Below are 16,389 nucleotides of genomic sequence, written 5' to 3' on the forward strand. Positions count from 1 at the left end.
CCACGGATCCTCTACCGAGTCAGGCGTTGCGCTTCCATGTGCTGTTCGTGCCACCAGGTCTCGCCGTCGTCGTTCGAGCACCAGCCATCCCATGTGAACCTGTCCGCCAGGATGGCGCTGAAGATCCATTTCACAGGTCGGCCGTCGGCTTGCACCCCGGCGAGCTCGATTCGGTCGCCGAGATCGTGCGCGGTGAGGACGACGTGTTCCGCAGCGCGCGGGCAGAACCACACGACTCGCCATCCAGCACGCTCATCCCACGTCCGTACGGTCGTGCCCAGAGCGGTCCCCGCCTCATCGACAAGCACATCCTGAATTCCCCGGCCGGCGATGATCCAGTCGAATGTCCAAAGCAGCGCACTCTCGGACCACTGGCGAGTCGATTCGTTGTACAACGCGTTCTGCACCCGCCAGTCGCCGACGAAGCGCCCGAAAGCAGCCAGCTCGACCGCCACTTCCCGAGCCGGTCCATCGGCGACGAGACTCCGGTGCAGACTCACACTGACAACGTACTGGGCACCGACGACAGGGCGCCCGGTTGCCCGATGCACGACGCCTAGACGGACGCCTTCGGTACGGCCGTTTCGGCCACGTTGGCGAGTAGTTGGAGGCGTTCGTGGGTGGCAGATCCCGGTTCGGCGGAGAAGACGATCATCTGCAGTCCGCGGTCGGACGCGAGATCCATCGCTTGGAAGGTGAGGTCGAGGTCGCCGACCACGGGATGATGCACGAGTTTGAGGCCGGTGCGGTGTTCGCGGACGTCGTGGGCTCCCCAAAGCTTTCGGAACAGACCGCTGCGGGTGGAGAGTTCGCCGACAAGGTCGGTCAGCTGACGATCGTAGGGTGAGCGGCCGGCTTCGGCGCGAAGGACGGCCACGATCTGGCGGGTCTGCGCTTCCCATTCCCGATAGAAGGTCTGGGCCCGCGGTTCGAGAAAGATGAATCGCGCGGCATTCGCTGGTGGCCGGGCACCGTCGAGCATCTCGGAGAAGAGAGCTGCCCCGAGGCGGTTGGTGGCCACCGCGTCAAGACGACCGTTCTGTAGGTAGACCGGCACCGTCGACATGGCGTCGATGGTCTGTCTCATGCCGGACGTGAGCTGCGTCTTGCGGGGGGTGCGCGCACGTTGGTGCGGGTGAGCCCCGGCATTGGCGGTGCGGATCAGGTCATACAGATGGGCGTGTTCGGCTTCGTCCAGTTGCAGGGCGCGGCTGACACCGTCGATGACTGCTTCGGACACACCTGCGGCGTTGCCCCTTTCGAGGCGTTTGTAGTACTCCGCGCTCATTCCGGCCACCAGCGCGACTTCCTCCCGGCGCAGCCCCGGAACCCGGCGGCGACCGCCGAAATCCGGTAGCCCCACCTGCGACGGCGTGAGCTTCGCGCGCCGAGTGGTGAGGAACTCGCGGATCGCGTCCGAGGTGTCCATGCCATCGAAACTACGCCGACGTGGGAGCGCGTCGGGGGTCCCTGTCGGGGCACCTATAGGTAGGGCCACGCTGACTCCGGCGAAGAAGCGTTGACTCGAAGCATCAGCCGCCGAACGAGCGTATGCGGTGACCCGTCACCGCCGCTCCTCCATCGCCGAGCTGTACCCATGCCCACCTCACAGGCCTGACCGCCGGGAACGGAGAACACCTATGAAAAACGCACACCTCGGGAGCCTCGAACTCTCCCGCATCGGCCTGGGCGCGATGACCATGGCCGGCACGTACACGACCGGTGGTGGTCTCGACAACGATGAGTCCATCCGCACCATCCACCGCGCCTTGGAGCTGGGTGTTACGCACATCGACACCGCCGAGATCTATGGCCCCTACCTCAGCGAGGAGATCGTGGGCCAAGCCATCCGTGGCCGCCGCGATCAGGTGAAGATCGCCACCAAGTTCGGGCTCGTCTCCCACTCCGGCGGCGGACCGGGTGTGATCGACAGCGCGCCTGCGAACGTGAAAGCGGCCGTAGAGGGCTCGCTGCGCCGTCTCGGTACCGACCACATCGACCTGTACTACCAGCACCGCGTCGACCCGAACACGCCCATCGAGGAGACCGCAGGCGCGGTCGCTGACCTGATCACCGAAGGCAAGGTGCTCCACTTCGGCCTCTCGGAGGCATCCGCCCAGACGATTCGCCGGGCACATGCCGTGCAGCCGGTTGCGGCCCTGCAGACCGAATACTCGCTGTGGACGCGGGACGTGGAGGCGGAGATCCTGCCCGTGCTCCGCGAGCTCGGCATCGGCTTCGTCCCCTACTCGCCCCTTGGGCACGGCCTGTTGACCGGGCAGATCCGATCCGCGGCCGACATCCCCGACGATGACTGGCGCAAGACCAACCCGCGGTTCGTGGGCGAGAACTTCACCCGCAACCTTCGCCTCGTCGACGAGGTTCGCGCCATCGGCGCCGAGCTCGGCGCGACCCCCGCGCAGACGGCGCTGGCGTGGATCCTCACCCGCGGCGACGACATCGCCCCCATCCCGGGTACCCGCCGGGTGACGCGCGTGGAGGAGAACACCGCCGCCGACACGGTCGAACTCACGGCGGACCAGGCCGATCGCCTGACCGCGCTCGAACCCGCGGCCGGTGAACGACACGACGAAGCCAACATGGTCTCCATCGACCAGTGACCGAATCGCGCCTTCTCGAGCGAGAAGAGCCCGCACGTCCGCCTGATCGACTCCCCGCTGGTCGACTTCGTATGCGTATCGTTTCGACAGCCGGGCTTACCGCGCACCGCTGACAGCATCACGAGCAGCGATGACCGCGTCGGCGAACTTCCGTGCCCAATAGCAACGCACCTTCAAGACCCGATCCGGGGTGCTTATCGCCACGATATTGGTGAACAAGCCAGGCAGGACTTCCACATCTGTCACCTGCTTCAGCGGCACGGAGACATCCAGCGTTCCGGACTGCGCGATGCGGTTCATCGTGTTCGCCGCGAAGGAGACGGTCTCCGAGGTGAGCGTCACCCGCCCGCCGACCCAGAGGCCTCCCCACACGGCGCGAAAGGCGGACAGAACCGGCGCGAGGCTCGAAATGTGCGATTGCGCATCCTCGATGAGCGCATTTGCGATCTTCGATATGAGCACCTGGTCACGCATAGCAGGATTGTGACCTTCACGACGTGTCGGAGTCCAGGGGGCCGTTGTCGGGACGCCGGGCGGGGCCCAATCAGCTCCCCGCGGGCGCGCGGGAGGTTGATGTGCCGGCCGGTCTCTGCGACGGTACTTGCATGGCGGATCCCACATCCTCCGTTCTCGCACCCGAGACCGGCTATGTCGAACTCGGTCAGCTTCGCATGTACTACGAAGTCCATGGCGATGCCGCCGACCGCACACCGCTGGTGCTGCTGCACGGCGGGTTGTTCGACATCGAGCAGCAGTTCGGTGCGCTCATCCCCGACCTCGCGGTCGGGCGGAGAGTTGTCGCGGTGGACTTCCAGGGGCACGGGCGCACGAACGACATCGACCGGCCGTTCTCTGCGGCGGCGTTCGCCGGCGACGTGCTGGGCGTGCTCGACCACCTCGGCGTCGGGCGCGCTGACATCTTCGGTTTCAGCGTCGGCGGTGCCGTCGCCCTCGACCTCGCGATTGATCATCCCGAACGGGTCAGGCGGGTCATCGTCTCGTCGACGTCGTTCGCCGCATCGGGCATGCGCGGGTCTGAGAATGCGGAGGCGGTCGGCGCGATGAGCGTCGACATGATCGCCGGCACGCCGATGGAAGCCGCCTATCTCGCGAAGTCGCCACACCCCGACCTGCACCATCTGCAAGGGCTTCTCGACAAGCTCGGCGCAACGTACGAGGGCGGGTTTCCTGATCGCACGGATGCCGAGATCCGCGCGATCGCGGCGCCGACGCTCATCACCGTGGGTGACGCCGACATGGTCTCTCTCGACCATGCGGTTGAGTTTCTGCGCCTTCGCGGCGGCGACGTGAATGGCGATTTCGTCGGTGTCCCGGCATCCCAGCTCGCGGTGTTTCCCGGCACGACCCATTTCTTCGGGCTGGCGCGAACCGACCTGGTCCGTGACGTGGTCCTCGGATTTCTGGACGACGCCTCCGCATAGAGTGCCCCGATTGCGGGCCCGCCGCCCGCAGCGGCTGACGCGTGCTCGTCCTTCACTCGGCCGACTCAGCGGGACTAACCTGTCGCGCGTGGCCCACTCAGCCTCGCTCGCCCGCGCATGGATCGGAACGATCGTGTTCCTCTTCCTCGCGCCGGGCATCGTCGCGGGGCTCATCCCTTGGCTCATCACGGGCTGGCGGTGGCACGACTGGGGCGGCGCGACGTGGATCGTCCTGCCCATCGCGTGGATCCTGATCGCCCTCGGTGCGGCGTTCCTCCTGTACGCCTTCGCCTTGTTCGCCGTGAACCGCGGAGCACCCGCACCGGTCGCTCCGACCCAGACGCTCGTCGTCACGGGTGTGTATCGCTTCGTGCGCAATCCGATGTACCTCGCGGTGCTTGCGATCATCCTGGGGCAGGCGCTGCTATTCGGCAGCTGGTGGCTCGTCCTCTACGCGGGCATCGCCCTCACCGCGGTCGTCGCGTTCGTGAAGGGCTACGAGGAGCCGACCCTCACCCGCACCTACGGCGAGCAATATCTCGAGTATCGGCGCAACGTCCCGGGCTGGTGGCCGCGGCTTACGCCATGGCGAACGTGAGGCGTACCCGCACGGAGTGTCGACCCTGGTCGCACATGAGCCGCCGATCGTGACCGGCGCGAACCGACCTGGTCCGTGACGTGGTCGTCAGATTCCTAGCCGACGCCTCCGCTTGAATCCGGGCGCGTGTGGTCTTCGACGTCAGGTTGCGCGCGCATGAGGTCTGCGAGTTCCTCCTCTGGCCGCGGGGCGACGGTCTCGTCGACCTCGAGTTCAGGGATGCTCGATTCGCCGGGGGCAGGAACGTGATGCGGAGCGGCGTGTTCGTCGTAAGTGGACACGGGGAATCCTTCCGTCGGCCGCAAAGGTAGCGTACGCCGGAGGGCCGGACGGCCGGAATGCCGACGCTTGCGGCTCTGTGTCTCTGCATGGTCCGACGCGGGCACGGCTCCGCTCATCGACTCGCTCTCGCGACGTCGAGGAGAGCACGCCGGCACACCCAGAACGAGTGATGCTACGCCCGCTCTCTGATCGACCGCGCGGACGGCGGGCTTCCTCGTCGCGCCCCCGGCCTGTCACTCAGCCGTGGTCGTGGTCAGAATGGTCGTCCTCGAGGATCATGCCGACGGATGTGGCGCAGGCGTCGCCGCGCCAGGCCTCGATGCCCTCACGAATGGCGAAGCCGGCGATGACGAGTCCGGCGATCGCGTCGGTCCACCACCAGCCGAAGAGACTGTTCAGCAGGAGCCCGATCAGGACGGCGGCGGACAGGTACGTGCAGATCAGCGTCTGCTTGGAGTCGGCGACCGCGGTGGCAGAGCCGAGCTCGCGGCCGGTGCGACGTTCAGCGAGAGACAGGAACGGCATGATGACGACGCTGAGCGCCGTGATGATGATGCCGAGCGTGCTGTGCTCCGCTTCTACCCTGCCGAGCAGCGCCAGTAGCGACGTCGCGATGACGTAGGCCGCGAGGGCGAAGAACGCGACCGCTATGACACGGAGGGTGGGCTTCTCCCAGCGCTCCGGATCCCGCCGGGTGAACTGCCAGGCCACGGCCGCCGCGGACAGCACCTCGATCGTCGAGTCGAGCCCGAAGGCGATCAGCGCGCCAGAGGACGCGAGGATGCCGGCGGCGATCGCGACGATCGCTTCGATGACGTTGTAGGCGATCGTGGCCGAGACGATCCAGCGCACCCGTCGCTGCAGCAGGTGCCGACGCTCAGCGCTCAGCGCAGTGGTGCTCATGCGCAGGTGCAGCCGTCCCCGCCGCAGCAGGCCGGTTCGATGACCAGGACCACCTGGAGCAACTCGTTCAGCGCCGGCGCCAGGTGCGGGTCAGTCAGCCGGTACTCGCTGCGCCTACCATCCGGGGAGGCCTCGACGAGACCGCAACCACGCAGGCAGGCGAGCTGGTTGGACATCACCTGCCGTGAAACCCCGAGCGCATCGGCCAGGTCCGACGGGTATGCCGGGGCGTCTCGAAGCGCCAGGAGGATGCCCACCCGGGTCGGATCGGAGAGCGCATGCCCCAGCCGGGCAAGCGCTGCGGTGTGGGTGACCGTGGCGGTGGGAGTGGGCATGCGCCAACGATACAGCGAATCCTGAATTAAGTGAGACCTGAAGCGTCGCCAATCAGACACCTCGACCGGCTCTACTTGGGGAAGTACTCCCACCGACCTTCTGTGATGACATCCACCCCGCCATCGGTGACCCTGAGGGCCGTCTGGTCGTCGATGGCGTAGGACGGATGGCGGATGCCGGCAGCCCATTTCTCCGCGGCGGCGAAGGAGTTGCCGGGTGCCCCGTCGGGCGCTAGGTGGGGACAGATCGAGAAGTCGACGATCCCGAGCGCGCTGTCATCGCCGGTCGGCGGCTTCCAGCCCACGAACTCCCGGCCGATCTGCGGTGTCATCACCATGCTTCCCGCGCTCATGCCCACCCACACCGTCTCCGCCAGCGACGGGAACATGTCGGCCAGTCGCGACTCTCGCAGCCAATGGTTGAGGTAGAGCGCATCGCCGCCCGCCGCCAGCATCACGTCGGCCGCGAGAACGAGCGGTTTCCAGCGCTCCTCATCGATGCTCGGCAGCGCGGTGAGCTCCAGCACTCCGACGGATTTCCAGCCCAGATCAACCATGGGATTCTCGGATCTTCCGCTGATGAACTCCCATGCCTTGACGCCGGGCCCCAGCCAGGGGTGGCCGTACTGGGCGGTGGGTATGCACAGTGCGCTGGACTCGCCGATCGGCTTCCCGAGTAGGTCTTCGAGCGCGCGACGGATGGTCGGATTTGTGACGCCCGCTGACGTGAGAAGAAGCTTCATGATCCCTTCCGCGCGGCCTGGACTCAACGTGCCCGTCTCGATCGTTTCTCGACGCGATGACTTCCGTCGATCGGGTCCGGCCAGCCTAATCGCCGCGACAGACACAGACTCGGGGCGATCGTGCGCGCCCGCGAGCCGGTCGGTGTGTGGGCTCGCCGTTACTCCGCGTCAGAGTCGGCGTCGCTGACACGAGCGGGGCCGAACTCGCGTCGCACGTCGGCGAAGGACTTAGTCTCCGGTACTCCCCGGCAAGACGTCTTGGTCACCTCTCACTGACACGGAATCCAAGCACGGGTCATTGCGAGTTTCCGGAAGATCGACCGCTCCGCGGCCACGATGAGGGAATCCGGGTACAGCCGGCCGCCCCAGCGCCGCCGCAAGCAATGCGCGAGTGAGGCGCTGGTGGGTCTTCGCAGCGGCTGATGGGTGCCTACGCCTAGTCTGATTTCGATCCGCACGCGGCTGTCGCCGGGTCCAACCGCTCCCCCCGTCGCCCGCAAGACGTCGGCCTGCCGGCGCCTAGGCGTGGTCGGCGGGCTCCCGTCCTCGCTGCCCTGGATTCAGTGGCGTAACCGGTGGCACCGCAGCCTCCGAAGCCTGGCGTCCGCGCCCTTCGCGCGTTGGCCACAGGGTCTGAACAGATGGTGATGACGGACCGCCCCGGATCGCTAGAGTGAGCACTCGATCCAGCGAATGAAGGTGTGCAGGTCATGGCGCGTCGATGACATTCGCTCCCTAGGAGGCCTGTCGATGAGCACCACCCCCACGTCATCTCCCGCCGGCTGGTACCCAGCGCCAGACGGATCACCGGCAACGTGGTGGTGGGACGGCGCACGGTGGACACCGCCGGGCTCCCAGCCCAGCCAGCAGCCCACGACGACCAACGCCATAACCAAGCTGGCGACGGCAACCCAAGTGCTCCTGGCCGTGTGCGGCTTGATGTCGGTGATCACCATCGGAGTCGAGACGTTCGGGATCAGCGCGGTCACGGGCTACCTCAACGGCCACGCCGCGGCCATCGACCTGCTCAACAGCTACGACCAGATCACCTTCGTGGTCACGATCCTGTCGGTTGTCGCCCTTCTCGCGACCGGCGTGCTCTGGGTCCTCTGGCAATACCGAGCTGCCAAGCATCTCCCCGGCCACACACGGCGCTCGCCCGGCTGGCACGTCGGCTCCTGGTTCGTGCCCGTCATCTGCGTCTGGTTTCCGTACCAGAACATCTCGGATCTCTGGCGAGCGGTCGGACGTTCCCGACCTGCGTGGCAGATCCTCTGGTGGCTGTGCTGGCTCGTCAGCAACGTTCTGATCCAGATCTCGAGCCGCATCTACACCAGCGCCCAAGACCTCGACCAGTTCCGGGTCGCGATGTCCGTGAGTATCGCAGGGGAGGTTCTTCTGCTGGCCGCCGCACCATTGGCATGGCTGATCGTTCGCGGCATCACGGAAGGCATCGTTCGGCGCTCCGCTGTTCACGTGGCGCTGACCTACTGATCGTCCGGCTGTACGCCGTTCTTGACGAGGCCACAGACCGATCCAGCGCGATCGCCGTCGGATCACTCTCGTCGGCAGCAAACCGGTCGGTCAGCGCGCTGGTCGGCGGAGTTCCACGAATGCGGGTTCGAGGCGAGCGGCACGGCTCACGTCGATGTGCGCGACCTCGTCCAGGAGATGGTCGGTCAGCAGCATGAGGGCCGCTTCGAGGTCCTCCGTCGTGAGGTTCGCGACGCGCGTCGCCTCGAGTTGCTCGAGCTCGGGGCGAGGAAGGGCGTCCACCTCGCGACCGTGCCACGAGTTCAGCCCGACCTTGGAGCACTTCAAGTCGATGACGCGGTTCCTCAGCTCGTCGATCATCATGTCGGCCTGCCACAACTTCCCGCGCGCGATCGCGGACCGTGCGTGGAGGGCGTACAGCCATCCCAGCCCGATCGCCGTATCGGTGTTCAGCGGGATGGGGTTCGTCGGGGTGTTCGGAGTGCCGAACAGCAGGTGGAACGCCGGCTCGGTGGCACGGAACTGATCGGGTGGCCAGAACGACACATCGATCTGAAGCGAACTGCGCAGCAGGAACACCCGGTACCGAACACCGACGGCGAACACGTCGAGCGTGTCGGCAACCCCGAATCTCGTGTCGATCGTGTCGGACCAGTCGTCCACCACCGTCGGCTCGTCCGCTGCGGAGTCCAGCTGCAGAAGCAGGTCGATGTCGGACCACGCGTCCTCCGTGCCCCGAGCTGCCGAACCCGCCAGCGCCGCACCGGCTATCCGCGGGTCTTCCGTGGCGAGCGTGATCAGTTCTGCACGGATCGCGGTTCGCTCAGTAGCGGAGAACATGCCACCAACCTCGCACAAGCAAGCCCGGCCGTGTGGGTGCCCGGTCCCGGCCGTGTGGGTGCCGGGTCCCGGTCGGTCGACCGGCCGTCCGTCGCCGCGGCTCAGCCGACGCGGAGCTCCTCGGGCTCGACGACCACGTCGACGAGGGCGCCGTTGCGCCAGACGGTCATCTCCATCCGCCGCCCGATGGCTCCCGCCACCATCCGTCGCTGCAGCGCGGTGGGGTCGGCGATCGCGACGCCGTCCAGTGACAGCACGATGTCGCCGGCGCGGGCGCCGGCTGCGGCGGCCGGGCTGTTCGGCACGACCGAGACCACCTGCATCCCGACCCTCGCCCCGGCCTTGACGGCCACGTCGGGACCGAGGGGCACCGTCGCGCCGGCGATGCCCAGCCAGGCCCGCCGTACTCGGCCGGTCGTGCGCAGGGCGTCGATGATCTCGCGCGTCGTGGCGTTGATGGGCACGGCGAGCCCCAGGCCGATGCCGGCAACTGCGGTGTTCACGCCGACCATCCGCCCGGCGCTGTCGGCCAGCACGCCGCCGCTGTTGCCGGGGTTGAGCGCGGCATCGGTCTGGATGACCTCGTCGATCACCCGCCCCGAGCGTGTCGGAAGCGATCGTCCGAGCGCCGAGACGATGCCGGCCGTCACACTCCCCGACAAGCCGCGCGGGTTGCCCAGCGCGACCACGAGCTGCCCGACTCCGAGCGCCGCGGCATCCCCCATCCGCACGGGCGGTGGCGTCGGTCCGTCGGCGTGCAGCACGGCCAGATCCGACAGCGGGTCGGCACCGATGACGGATGCCGCCGCCACCGTGCCGTCGGGGAAGGCCAGCTCGACGCCGACCGCCCCCTCGACGACGTGGGCGCTGGTGAGGAGGTGTCCCCCCTCCGTGATGACCGAGGCGCTGCCCGCGCCCATCCCCTGACGAGTGCGCACGCTCACCGCGGCGACCGAGGGCAGCACGGTCTGCGCGACGCGCATCACCGTCGATGAGTACGCGTCGAGCGCCTCCCTGTCGTCCATGCGACCAGTGTCGACCTCTCACGGTCCACACGGCGCGAGTTCGCGCACGGCGGAAGCCGGGCCACCATCGGGCCGCGGGACGGAGCGCGTCAATCCTCGGAACCGGCCCCCTGCGACGAGCCCGCCGACGCATCCCACCAGTCGAGCACGCGGGTGCCCATCAGCGTCAGCCAGCGCGAAGGCTCCCCCTCGCCCGCGTCGACATCGAACCAGGTCCGCCCCGGGAGCGGCGTCGTCTGCAACCACGTGCCGTCGGGCTGCCGGGCCGCTCTGACGACCTCGATCGCCTCGGCGAGCCGCGGGTCTGGCGCCGTGCCTTCGAACAGCGCGACGTCGCGGAAGTGGTCGAGGGCGGCGAGCGCGCTGTACCGGTGCCGGTTGGGGTAGACGAAGCGGGTGACGAAGTCGCCGACGACCTCGCCCGTGCTCGCGCGGAACATGAGCCGCCGAGAGAGCAGATACTCCTCGCCGCCGTGGCGGGCCTCGCGAATGCGCGTGTCGCCGGTGATCCGCTCGTACGCGAGCATGCCGCGCGCGGCGTTCAGCGTGGAGTGGAACGACGAGCGGACGGAGTCGCCCTCCTCGGCCTCGCAGTTCCAGCCGCCGTCGGCCAGGCGATGCTCGGGGAACCACTCGACGAGCCGCGACACGTCGGCGCCGAGCCAGGCGCCGCTGGCGAGCGTGTAAGAGTTGATGCAGACGTCGACCTCGCCGCCCCAGTACGGCAGGTCCTCGTACTCCCAGCGGCTGTTCGCCGCGAGCTTCTCAGCGGTCCCCTCGAGCACGGCGGCATCCACGCCCCACTCCCGCAGGTCTTTCAGCACCCACGTCGTGGCGACCCAGGGCTGACCCGGTGCCTCCGCCTCGGCGCTCCCGAAGAAGTCGGCGGGGAAGAAGGCGCCCCCGGCCCACTGACCGTCGGCGTCCTGCTCGGCGAGGAGCCGGGCGCCGAAGCCCTCCGTCGCGACGCGTGCGCGTGTGGCTTCCCAGACCCCGGGCGGAGCGTCGGCGAGATCCCTCTCGACCTGACAGCGCAGCGCGGGGTCGGAGTCGAGCAGCCAGTCGAGCACAGGTCGCGGCGTGGACATGAGGGCAGAGTACCCAGGACCGCCGACGTGGCACAGGGCCACGACATCCGCTCGTCTGGATACTGTGAGGATCGTTGCCGGGCCGCCCGCCGGCGAGGGAGGATTGCCCGATGCCCATCGTCGACAACGGCGTGTACGTCGCCGGACAGCGGATCAAGAATCCGACGAGCCTGGCCGAGACGTTCGAGTACACGCGCGCCCAGCACGGAATGGCCTGGATCGGGCTGTTCCGCCCCACCGCCGAAGAGATCGCGCAGGTCGCCGACGAGTTCTCGCTGCACTCGCTCGCCGTCGAGGACGCCCTGACGGGCCACCAGCGGTCCAAGCTCGAGCGGTACGGCGACATCCTCTTCATCGTGCTGCGCCCCGCGCGGTACATCGACGAGACCGAGACGGTCGAGTTCGGCGAGCTGCACGTGTTCGTCGGCCCGGACTTCATCGTGACGATCCGCCACGCCGAGTCGCCCGACCTCAGCCGGGTGCGCCACCGCATGGAGCGCGACCCGCAGCTGCTGGCCCTCGGGCCCGAGGCCGTGCTCTACGCGATCCTCGACGAGGTGGTCGACGAGTACACGCCGGTGATCGAGGGCGTCGAGAACGACATCGACGAGATCGAGGACGCCCTGTTCGAGAACGGCGGGGTCACGCTCTCCAAGCGCATCTACGACCTGTCGCGCGAGGTGATCACGCTGCAGCGCGCGGTCGCGCCGCTCGCCGACATGCTCGAGGCCCTCCAGCGCGGGGCGCCGAAGTACGAGGTCGACCTCGAGCTGCAGCGGTCGCTGCGCGACGTGCACGACCACGCGCTGCGGATCATCGACAAGGCCGCGGCGTTCCGCTCGATCCTCGACAACGCACTCACCGTCAACGCCACGATCGTCACCCAGCGCCAGACCGACACCGCGCTGCTGCAGAACGAGCAGGTGAAGAAGATCTCGGGCTGGGCCGCGATCCTCTTCGGTCCGACGCTCGTCGGCACGATCTACGGCATGAACTTCGTCTACATGCCCGAACTGGAATGGCCGCTGGGCTACCCGATGGCACTCGCCCTCATGGCCGCGACGAGCCTCACCCTGTACTGGGTCTTCCGCAAGCGGCACTGGCTCTGACGGCGCCGCGCGGCCGTCGACCGACGGCCACGCGCGCCCATCAGCCGACGAGCTCCTCGAGCTTCTTGGCGAGCTCCTCGCTCGTATGCGTCTCCTGCTGGAGGTTGTCGGTCAGCAGGGTGACGGCGTCGGTTGCCCCCTGCGCACGGGTGGCGAGGATCAGCGACTGGTACGCCCGAGATCTCGTAGTGCTCGTTGCCGAGCGCCGCCGACAGCGTCACCTGGTCGCGCAGCGCCGGCGCGGAGCGTGCGATGAGCGACTCGGCCTGCTTGGCGATGCCCTTCGTGCTCGGCGATGCGGCCGTGGACTCCGGCAGTTCGAGCACCCGGAACACCTGACGGAGGTTGGTCCGAGATGTTGCGCAGCTGCGCTCGCCGTCATCCGTCCGGCGCTGCGGGGCAAGTGACGGGGGCGGGCCGACCGAAGTCGACCCGCCCCCGTTCCCCCCAGGACTGCGGGCTCCCGCGGGTCAGCCCGCGGTCGCGTTCTCGTACGCCCGCATGGCCGCGGCCTGCGCGTCGGCGAGCGCCTCTTCCGGCGTCTTGTCGCCGAGCATGGCCGCGGTGATGGCGTTGTTCAGCTCGTTCTGGATGTCCTGCCCGGCGGGCGAGGAGCCGAACGACTGACCGTAGTCCAGCACGTCGTAGTACGTCGAGATGGTCTGGTCGAACCCGGCGTTGCCGCTCTCGACGACGTACTGCTCGCGGATCGACTGGTCCGGACCCGGCGAGCCGGTGAACAGGCCGGTGTTGATGCCGCCGTCCTCCTCGCGCGTCGCAGCGCGGGCCTCACCGGCCGCGTTCCACGCGTCCTCGCCGGTCAGGTTGATCATCCACGCGCAGGCTGCGGCGGGGTTCTCTGCACCGACCGGGATGACGAAGGCCGTGCCGCCCGCGACGGAGAAGGGGTTGCCCTCGCTGTCCTTGAACGGCACTGCCTCGATCTGGATCTGGTCGACGTACGGCGACAGCACGTTCGGGTACCACTGGGCGTTGACCTGCGCCCCGACCTGGTCCTTGACGAACTGGTTCTCCTCGCCGAAGGTGTCGAACGAGTCGGTGAAGCTCTTCACCGAGGCGTAGCCGCCCTGCGCGTCGTTGATCTGCTTGAGCATGTCGATGCCGGCGATGTTGCTCGGGTCATCGAGCGTGGGCGCGCCCTTGTCGTCGATGAGTTGACCACCCATGCCGAGGATCCACAGCGGGCCTTGACCGGTCGAGACCGGGTCGAAGCCGAGGCGCGTCGGCACCCCGCCGGACTCCTGGTACATCTTGCCGATCGCGCCGAGGAGCGCGTCCGGGTTGGAGGTGTCCATCTCTTCGGTGGTGACGCCCGCCTGGTCCATCACCCGCTTGTTCAGGATGATCGCCGGGGGCTGGTAGAACTGCGGCACCGCCCAGACCTCGTCGTCGTAGCGGATGTCGTCCACGACGAACGGGTACCAGTAGTCGTCGGGCGTGACGTCGTGCGCTTCGAAGCAGGCGTCCAGCGGGATGATCAGGTCCTGCGCCGCGTACTGCGTCACGTAGCGCCGGTCCATCTGCACGACGTCGGGCACGTCGCCGCTCGCGATGCGAGTGGTGAACTTCTGGGCGTCGAAGGCGGTCGCGTCGAGCTCGACGTCGACGTCGCTCAGCTGCTCGTCCGCGTAGTCCACCCGCGACTGGCCGACGTCGTCGGCGTTCTCGAAGCCCCATGCCGTGAGCGACCCGGTCGGTTCGGCATCGAAGTCGACGTCACCGCCCGTACCGCCGCCGCCGTTGCCGCCGCCTCCGCAGCCGGCGAGGAGGACAGCGGATGCCGCGAGTGCGGCGATTCCGATCATGCGCTTGCGCATCTGTTTCCCTTTCGATCGGGTGTTGTGATGTGTACGTTGTGGGGTCGATGTCAGCCGCGGTGCGGCATCCGTCTCATCCCTTCCGGCCCTGCGTCGCGACGCCCTCGATGAAGTAGCGCTGTCCGAAGGCGAAGATGATCAGCATCGGCAGGGTGACGAGGAACGACGCCACCATGACGTACTGGTAGTCGCCCTGGCCGCCGGCGGTCGGGCTGTACTTCGTCATGGCATACGCGATTCCCAGCGGCGCGGTGAACTCGTCTACCGTGCCGGCGTTGAGGTAGATCAGGGCGGCCTGCAGGTTGTTCCAGCTCGCCTGGAACTCGAAGAGGAACACGATGATGAACGACGGGATCGACAGCGGCATCGCGATGCGCCAGAACAGACCCCAGTAGCTCGCGCCGTCCAACCGCGCCGCCTCGAACAACTCCTTGGGAAGACCTAGGTAGAACTGGCGCTGAAGGAAGATGTAGAAGGCCGAGCCGAAGAGGTTCATACCCCACAGCGGCACCCACGTCCCGAGGAAGCCCGTCTCCTTCCAGATGAGGTAGATCGGGATCATGGTGACGGCGCCCGGCAGCATCATCGTCGCGAGGACCAGGCCGAACAGCATGCCGCGGCCCGGGAACTTGAAGTACGCGAACCCGAACGCGACGATCGAGCTCGAGATCGCCACGGTCCCGGCAGCAAGTACCGCGATGGCGACGCTGTTCCACATCCAGCTCAGCAGGGGGAGCTGGTTCCACACTTCGACGTAGTTCTCGGGCATCCACGTCTTGGGGATCAGCGCGTTGTCGAACACCTCGCCGCGCGGCTTCAGGCTCGCCGAGATCAGCCACACGAACGGGTAGAGGAACAGCAGCCCGAAGCCGACGAGGACGATCGTCAGGACGATGCGGCCGACGAGGGTCTTGGGCCGCGCGAAATGGCGGCGCCAGCGCGAGCGCTTCGGGACGGTGACCGCGACGGTCGCCGCCTCGGGCACGGCTCGGGCGACGCCCGGGGTCTGCAGCGACGCCGACATCAGCGGTCTCCCTCGTAGTAGACGAAACGGTTTCCGAACTTCACCTGGATGACGGTGATGATCATGATGATCACGAACAGCAACCAGGCCATGGCGGCGGCGAAGCCGAAGTTGAACTGGCGGAACGCCTGCTGGAACAGATAGATCGCATAGAAGAGGGATGCCTCGGGCGAGGCGTTGCTCTGATCTCGCCAGAACAGCAGGAAGGCCTGGTCGAACACCTGGAACGCCGCGATCGAGAGCACGATGACGTTGAAGAACATCGCGCCGGAAATCATCGGCAGCGTGATGGAGAAGAACTTGCGGACCGCTCCGGCACCGTCGAGGGAGGCGACCTCGTACAGCTCGATGGGCACGTTCTTGAGGGCCGCGAGGAAGATCACCATGGTGCCGGCGACCGTCCACAGCGTCATGATGACGATGCTCGGCTTCACCCACGCCGGGTCGACCAGCCACTGGGGACCTTCGATGCCGAAGATCCGCAGGAACTGGTTGATCGCTCCGGAGTTGCCGTTGAGCATCAGGAAGAAGACGGCGGCCGTGGCCACGGCGGGCGTCATCTTCGGCAGATAGTAGAGCGTGCGCCAGAAGCCGGCCGCGCGTGCGGCGCGGTTGAGGAGCATGGCGAGAGTGAGGGCGAAGATGATCTCGAGCGGCACCGCCATCACGACGTAGAAGAGCGTGTTCGCGAGGGAGACCCCGACGCGGGGGTCCTCGAAGAGGTTGGCGTAGTTGGCGAAGCCCACCGGCTTCGCGGTGTTGGTGGCGAGGTTGTAATTGCTGAACGAGATGTACAGGCTGTAGACCATCGCGCCCGCCGTGAACACGAGGAAGCCGATGATCCAGGGCGAGATGAACAGGTAGCCGGCCAGGGCCTCGCGCTTGTTGTAGTGCGTCTTGACCTTGCGGCCGCGCTCCCTGCGGCGGGCGCGGCCGGCGCGACCGCGGCCGTCCCTCTCATCGGACGCATCCTTGAGCGCCTCGACGACGGCATCGTTCTGCGGGGTCGTGATGCTCATCGCGAATCCTCGCTCAACGGGGTCTCCG

The 16,389-nt window shown here is 67.5% G+C and carries 19 protein-coding genes; 5 read left to right on the top strand and 14 right to left on the bottom strand.

The window, feature by feature from the left end; genetic code table 11:
• Window positions 1-11: 11 nt before the first annotated feature.
• Both VIP82_RS12680 and VIP82_RS12685 read right to left on the bottom strand, forming a co-directional pair.
• Entirely contained in the window at window positions 12-455 is a 444-nt protein-coding gene (locus VIP82_RS12680) for a hypothetical protein (protein ID WP_331909104.1), read from the bottom strand.
• Between the two features lie 101 nt (window positions 456-556).
• Complete coding sequence (locus VIP82_RS12685; protein ID WP_331909106.1) at window positions 557-1,429, bottom strand: helix-turn-helix transcriptional regulator; 873 nt, start codon at window positions 1,427-1,429, stop codon at window positions 557-559.
• A gap of 211 nt (window positions 1,430-1,640) precedes the next feature.
• Between VIP82_RS12685 and VIP82_RS12690 the strand changes: the two genes are divergently transcribed.
• Window positions 1,641-2,621, top strand: a complete 981-nt coding sequence (locus VIP82_RS12690) for an aldo/keto reductase (protein ID WP_331909108.1) — start codon at window positions 1,641-1,643, stop codon at window positions 2,619-2,621.
• Window positions 2,622-2,717: 96 nt separating this feature from the next.
• Here the strand turns inward: VIP82_RS12690 and VIP82_RS12695 are convergent, their stop codons facing one another.
• Window positions 2,718-3,095 (bottom strand): PH domain-containing protein, encoded by a 378-nt coding sequence (locus VIP82_RS12695; protein WP_331909110.1) that lies wholly within the window; start codon window positions 3,093-3,095, stop codon window positions 2,718-2,720.
• Window positions 3,096-3,226: 131 nt separating this feature from the next.
• On the opposite strand from VIP82_RS12695, the gene VIP82_RS12700 reads away from it, so the two are divergent.
• Together VIP82_RS12700 and VIP82_RS12705 are read left to right on the top strand one after the other, a co-directional pair.
• Complete coding sequence (locus VIP82_RS12700) at window positions 3,227-4,063, top strand: alpha/beta fold hydrolase (RefSeq protein ID WP_331909112.1); 837 nt, start codon at window positions 3,227-3,229, stop codon at window positions 4,061-4,063.
• Between the two features lie 88 nt (window positions 4,064-4,151).
• Window positions 4,152-4,661, top strand: coding sequence for a methyltransferase family protein (locus VIP82_RS12705; RefSeq protein ID WP_331909114.1), 510 nt, complete (start codon window positions 4,152-4,154; stop codon window positions 4,659-4,661).
• Between the two features lie 95 nt (window positions 4,662-4,756).
• Here VIP82_RS12705 and VIP82_RS12710 read toward each other — a convergent pair whose 3' ends face one another.
• The 4 genes from VIP82_RS12710 to VIP82_RS12725 all read right to left on the bottom strand — a co-directional run bounded on the left by VIP82_RS12710 (window position 4,757) and on the right by VIP82_RS12725 (window position 6,924).
• Window positions 4,757-4,942, bottom strand: coding sequence for a hypothetical protein (locus VIP82_RS12710; protein WP_331909116.1), 186 nt, complete (start codon window positions 4,940-4,942; stop codon window positions 4,757-4,759).
• A 238-nt stretch (window positions 4,943-5,180) separates the two neighbouring features.
• Complete coding sequence (locus VIP82_RS12715) at window positions 5,181-5,846, bottom strand: cation diffusion facilitator family transporter (RefSeq protein WP_331909118.1); 666 nt, start codon at window positions 5,844-5,846, stop codon at window positions 5,181-5,183.
• Window positions 5,843-6,181, bottom strand: coding sequence for an ArsR/SmtB family transcription factor (locus tag VIP82_RS12720; protein ID WP_331909120.1), 339 nt, complete (start codon window positions 6,179-6,181; stop codon window positions 5,843-5,845). The genes VIP82_RS12715 and VIP82_RS12720 overlap by 4 nt, the downstream gene beginning before the upstream one ends.
• A 71-nt stretch (window positions 6,182-6,252) precedes the next feature.
• The gene (locus VIP82_RS12725; RefSeq protein ID WP_331909122.1) at window positions 6,253-6,924 is read right to left on the bottom strand and encodes a Type 1 glutamine amidotransferase-like domain-containing protein; all 672 of its coding nucleotides are present in this window, start codon (window positions 6,922-6,924) and stop codon (window positions 6,253-6,255) included.
• A 750-nt stretch (window positions 6,925-7,674) separates the two neighbouring features.
• Between VIP82_RS12725 and VIP82_RS12730 the strand changes: the two genes are divergently transcribed.
• Window positions 7,675-8,418, top strand: coding sequence for a DUF4328 domain-containing protein (locus VIP82_RS12730; RefSeq protein WP_331909124.1), 744 nt, complete (start codon window positions 7,675-7,677; stop codon window positions 8,416-8,418).
• Between the two features lie 90 nt (window positions 8,419-8,508).
• Here VIP82_RS12730 and VIP82_RS12735 read toward each other — a convergent pair whose 3' ends face one another.
• The 3 genes from VIP82_RS12735 to VIP82_RS12745 all read right to left on the bottom strand — a co-directional run bounded on the left by VIP82_RS12735 (window position 8,509) and on the right by VIP82_RS12745 (window position 11,371).
• Complete coding sequence (locus tag VIP82_RS12735; protein WP_331909126.1) at window positions 8,509-9,258, bottom strand: nucleotidyltransferase domain-containing protein; 750 nt, start codon at window positions 9,256-9,258, stop codon at window positions 8,509-8,511.
• Window positions 9,259-9,359: 101 nt separating this feature from the next.
• Window positions 9,360-10,283: a S1C family serine protease gene (locus VIP82_RS12740; protein ID WP_331909128.1), complete on the bottom strand. Its 924-nt coding sequence runs from the start codon at window positions 10,281-10,283 to the stop codon at window positions 9,360-9,362.
• Between the two features lie 89 nt (window positions 10,284-10,372).
• Window positions 10,373-11,371 carry a squalene cyclase gene (locus VIP82_RS12745; protein ID WP_331909130.1) on the bottom strand — a complete coding sequence of 333 codons (999 nt, stop codon included), beginning with the start codon at window positions 11,369-11,371 and terminating at the stop codon, window positions 10,373-10,375.
• Window positions 11,372-11,481: 110 nt separating this feature from the next.
• Between VIP82_RS12745 and corA the strand changes: the two genes are divergently transcribed.
• The gene (corA, locus tag VIP82_RS12750; RefSeq protein ID WP_331909132.1) at window positions 11,482-12,480 is read left to right on the top strand and encodes a magnesium/cobalt transporter CorA; all 999 of its coding nucleotides are present in this window, start codon (window positions 11,482-11,484) and stop codon (window positions 12,478-12,480) included.
• Between the two features lie 40 nt (window positions 12,481-12,520).
• On the opposite strand, the gene VIP82_RS23050 is transcribed toward corA, so the two are convergent.
• From VIP82_RS23050 to VIP82_RS12765, 4 genes are all read right to left on the bottom strand, one after another.
• Entirely contained in the window at window positions 12,521-12,643 is a 123-nt protein-coding gene (locus VIP82_RS23050; RefSeq protein ID WP_527250130.1) for a hypothetical protein, read from the bottom strand.
• Between the two features lie 307 nt (window positions 12,644-12,950).
• Entirely contained in the window at window positions 12,951-14,318 is a 1,368-nt protein-coding gene (locus VIP82_RS12755) for an ABC transporter substrate-binding protein (RefSeq protein WP_331909134.1), read from the bottom strand.
• Window positions 14,319-14,391: 73 nt separating this feature from the next.
• Window positions 14,392-15,342, bottom strand: coding sequence for a carbohydrate ABC transporter permease (locus VIP82_RS12760; RefSeq protein WP_331909136.1), 951 nt, complete (start codon window positions 15,340-15,342; stop codon window positions 14,392-14,394).
• Complete coding sequence (locus VIP82_RS12765; RefSeq protein ID WP_331909138.1) at window positions 15,342-16,361, bottom strand: carbohydrate ABC transporter permease; 1,020 nt, start codon at window positions 16,359-16,361, stop codon at window positions 15,342-15,344. Before VIP82_RS12765 ends, VIP82_RS12760 begins: the two co-directional genes overlap by 1 nt.
• Window positions 16,362-16,389: the final 28 nt, after the last annotated feature.

The sequence above is a fragment of the Microbacterium sp. genome (assembly GCF_036566905.1).
Taxonomy (GTDB): Bacteria; Actinomycetota; Actinomycetes; order Actinomycetales; family Microbacteriaceae; genus Microbacterium.

What these genes read in the sequence shown, in the direction of transcription:
- VIP82_RS12685 (WP_331909106.1), bottom strand. Translation starts at nt 1,429, where the DNA reads ATGGACACCTCGGACGCGATCCGCGAGTTCCTCACCACTCGGCGCGCG.
- VIP82_RS12690 (WP_331909108.1), top strand. Translation starts at nt 1,641, where the DNA reads ATGAAAAACGCACACCTCGGGAGCCTCGAACTCTCCCGCATCGGCCTG.
- VIP82_RS12695 (WP_331909110.1), bottom strand. Translation starts at nt 3,095, where the DNA reads ATGCGTGACCAGGTGCTCATATCGAAGATCGCAAATGCGCTCATCGAG.
- VIP82_RS12700 (WP_331909112.1), top strand. Translation starts at nt 3,227, where the DNA reads ATGGCGGATCCCACATCCTCCGTTCTCGCACCCGAGACCGGCTATGTC.
- VIP82_RS12715 (WP_331909118.1), bottom strand. Translation starts at nt 5,846, where the DNA reads ATGAGCACCACTGCGCTGAGCGCTGAGCGTCGGCACCTGCTGCAGCGA.
- VIP82_RS12720 (WP_331909120.1), bottom strand. Translation starts at nt 6,181, where the DNA reads ATGCCCACTCCCACCGCCACGGTCACCCACACCGCAGCGCTTGCCCGG.
- VIP82_RS12725 (WP_331909122.1), bottom strand. Translation starts at nt 6,924, where the DNA reads ATGAAGCTTCTTCTCACGTCAGCGGGCGTCACAAATCCGACCATCCGT.
- VIP82_RS12730 (WP_331909124.1), top strand. Translation starts at nt 7,675, where the DNA reads ATGAGCACCACCCCCACGTCATCTCCCGCCGGCTGGTACCCAGCGCCA.
- VIP82_RS12735 (WP_331909126.1), bottom strand. Translation starts at nt 9,258, where the DNA reads ATGTTCTCCGCTACTGAGCGAACCGCGATCCGTGCAGAACTGATCACG.
- VIP82_RS12740 (WP_331909128.1), bottom strand. Translation starts at nt 10,283, where the DNA reads ATGGACGACAGGGAGGCGCTCGACGCGTACTCATCGACGGTGATGCGC.
- VIP82_RS12745 (WP_331909130.1), bottom strand. Translation starts at nt 11,371, where the DNA reads ATGTCCACGCCGCGACCTGTGCTCGACTGGCTGCTCGACTCCGACCCC.
- corA (WP_331909132.1), top strand. Translation starts at nt 11,482, where the DNA reads ATGCCCATCGTCGACAACGGCGTGTACGTCGCCGGACAGCGGATCAAG.
- VIP82_RS12755 (WP_331909134.1), bottom strand. Translation starts at nt 14,318, where the DNA reads ATGCGCAAGCGCATGATCGGAATCGCCGCACTCGCGGCATCCGCTGTC.
- VIP82_RS12760 (WP_331909136.1), bottom strand. Translation starts at nt 15,342, where the DNA reads ATGTCGGCGTCGCTGCAGACCCCGGGCGTCGCCCGAGCCGTGCCCGAG.
- VIP82_RS12765 (WP_331909138.1), bottom strand. Translation starts at nt 16,361, where the DNA reads ATGAGCATCACGACCCCGCAGAACGATGCCGTCGTCGAGGCGCTCAAG.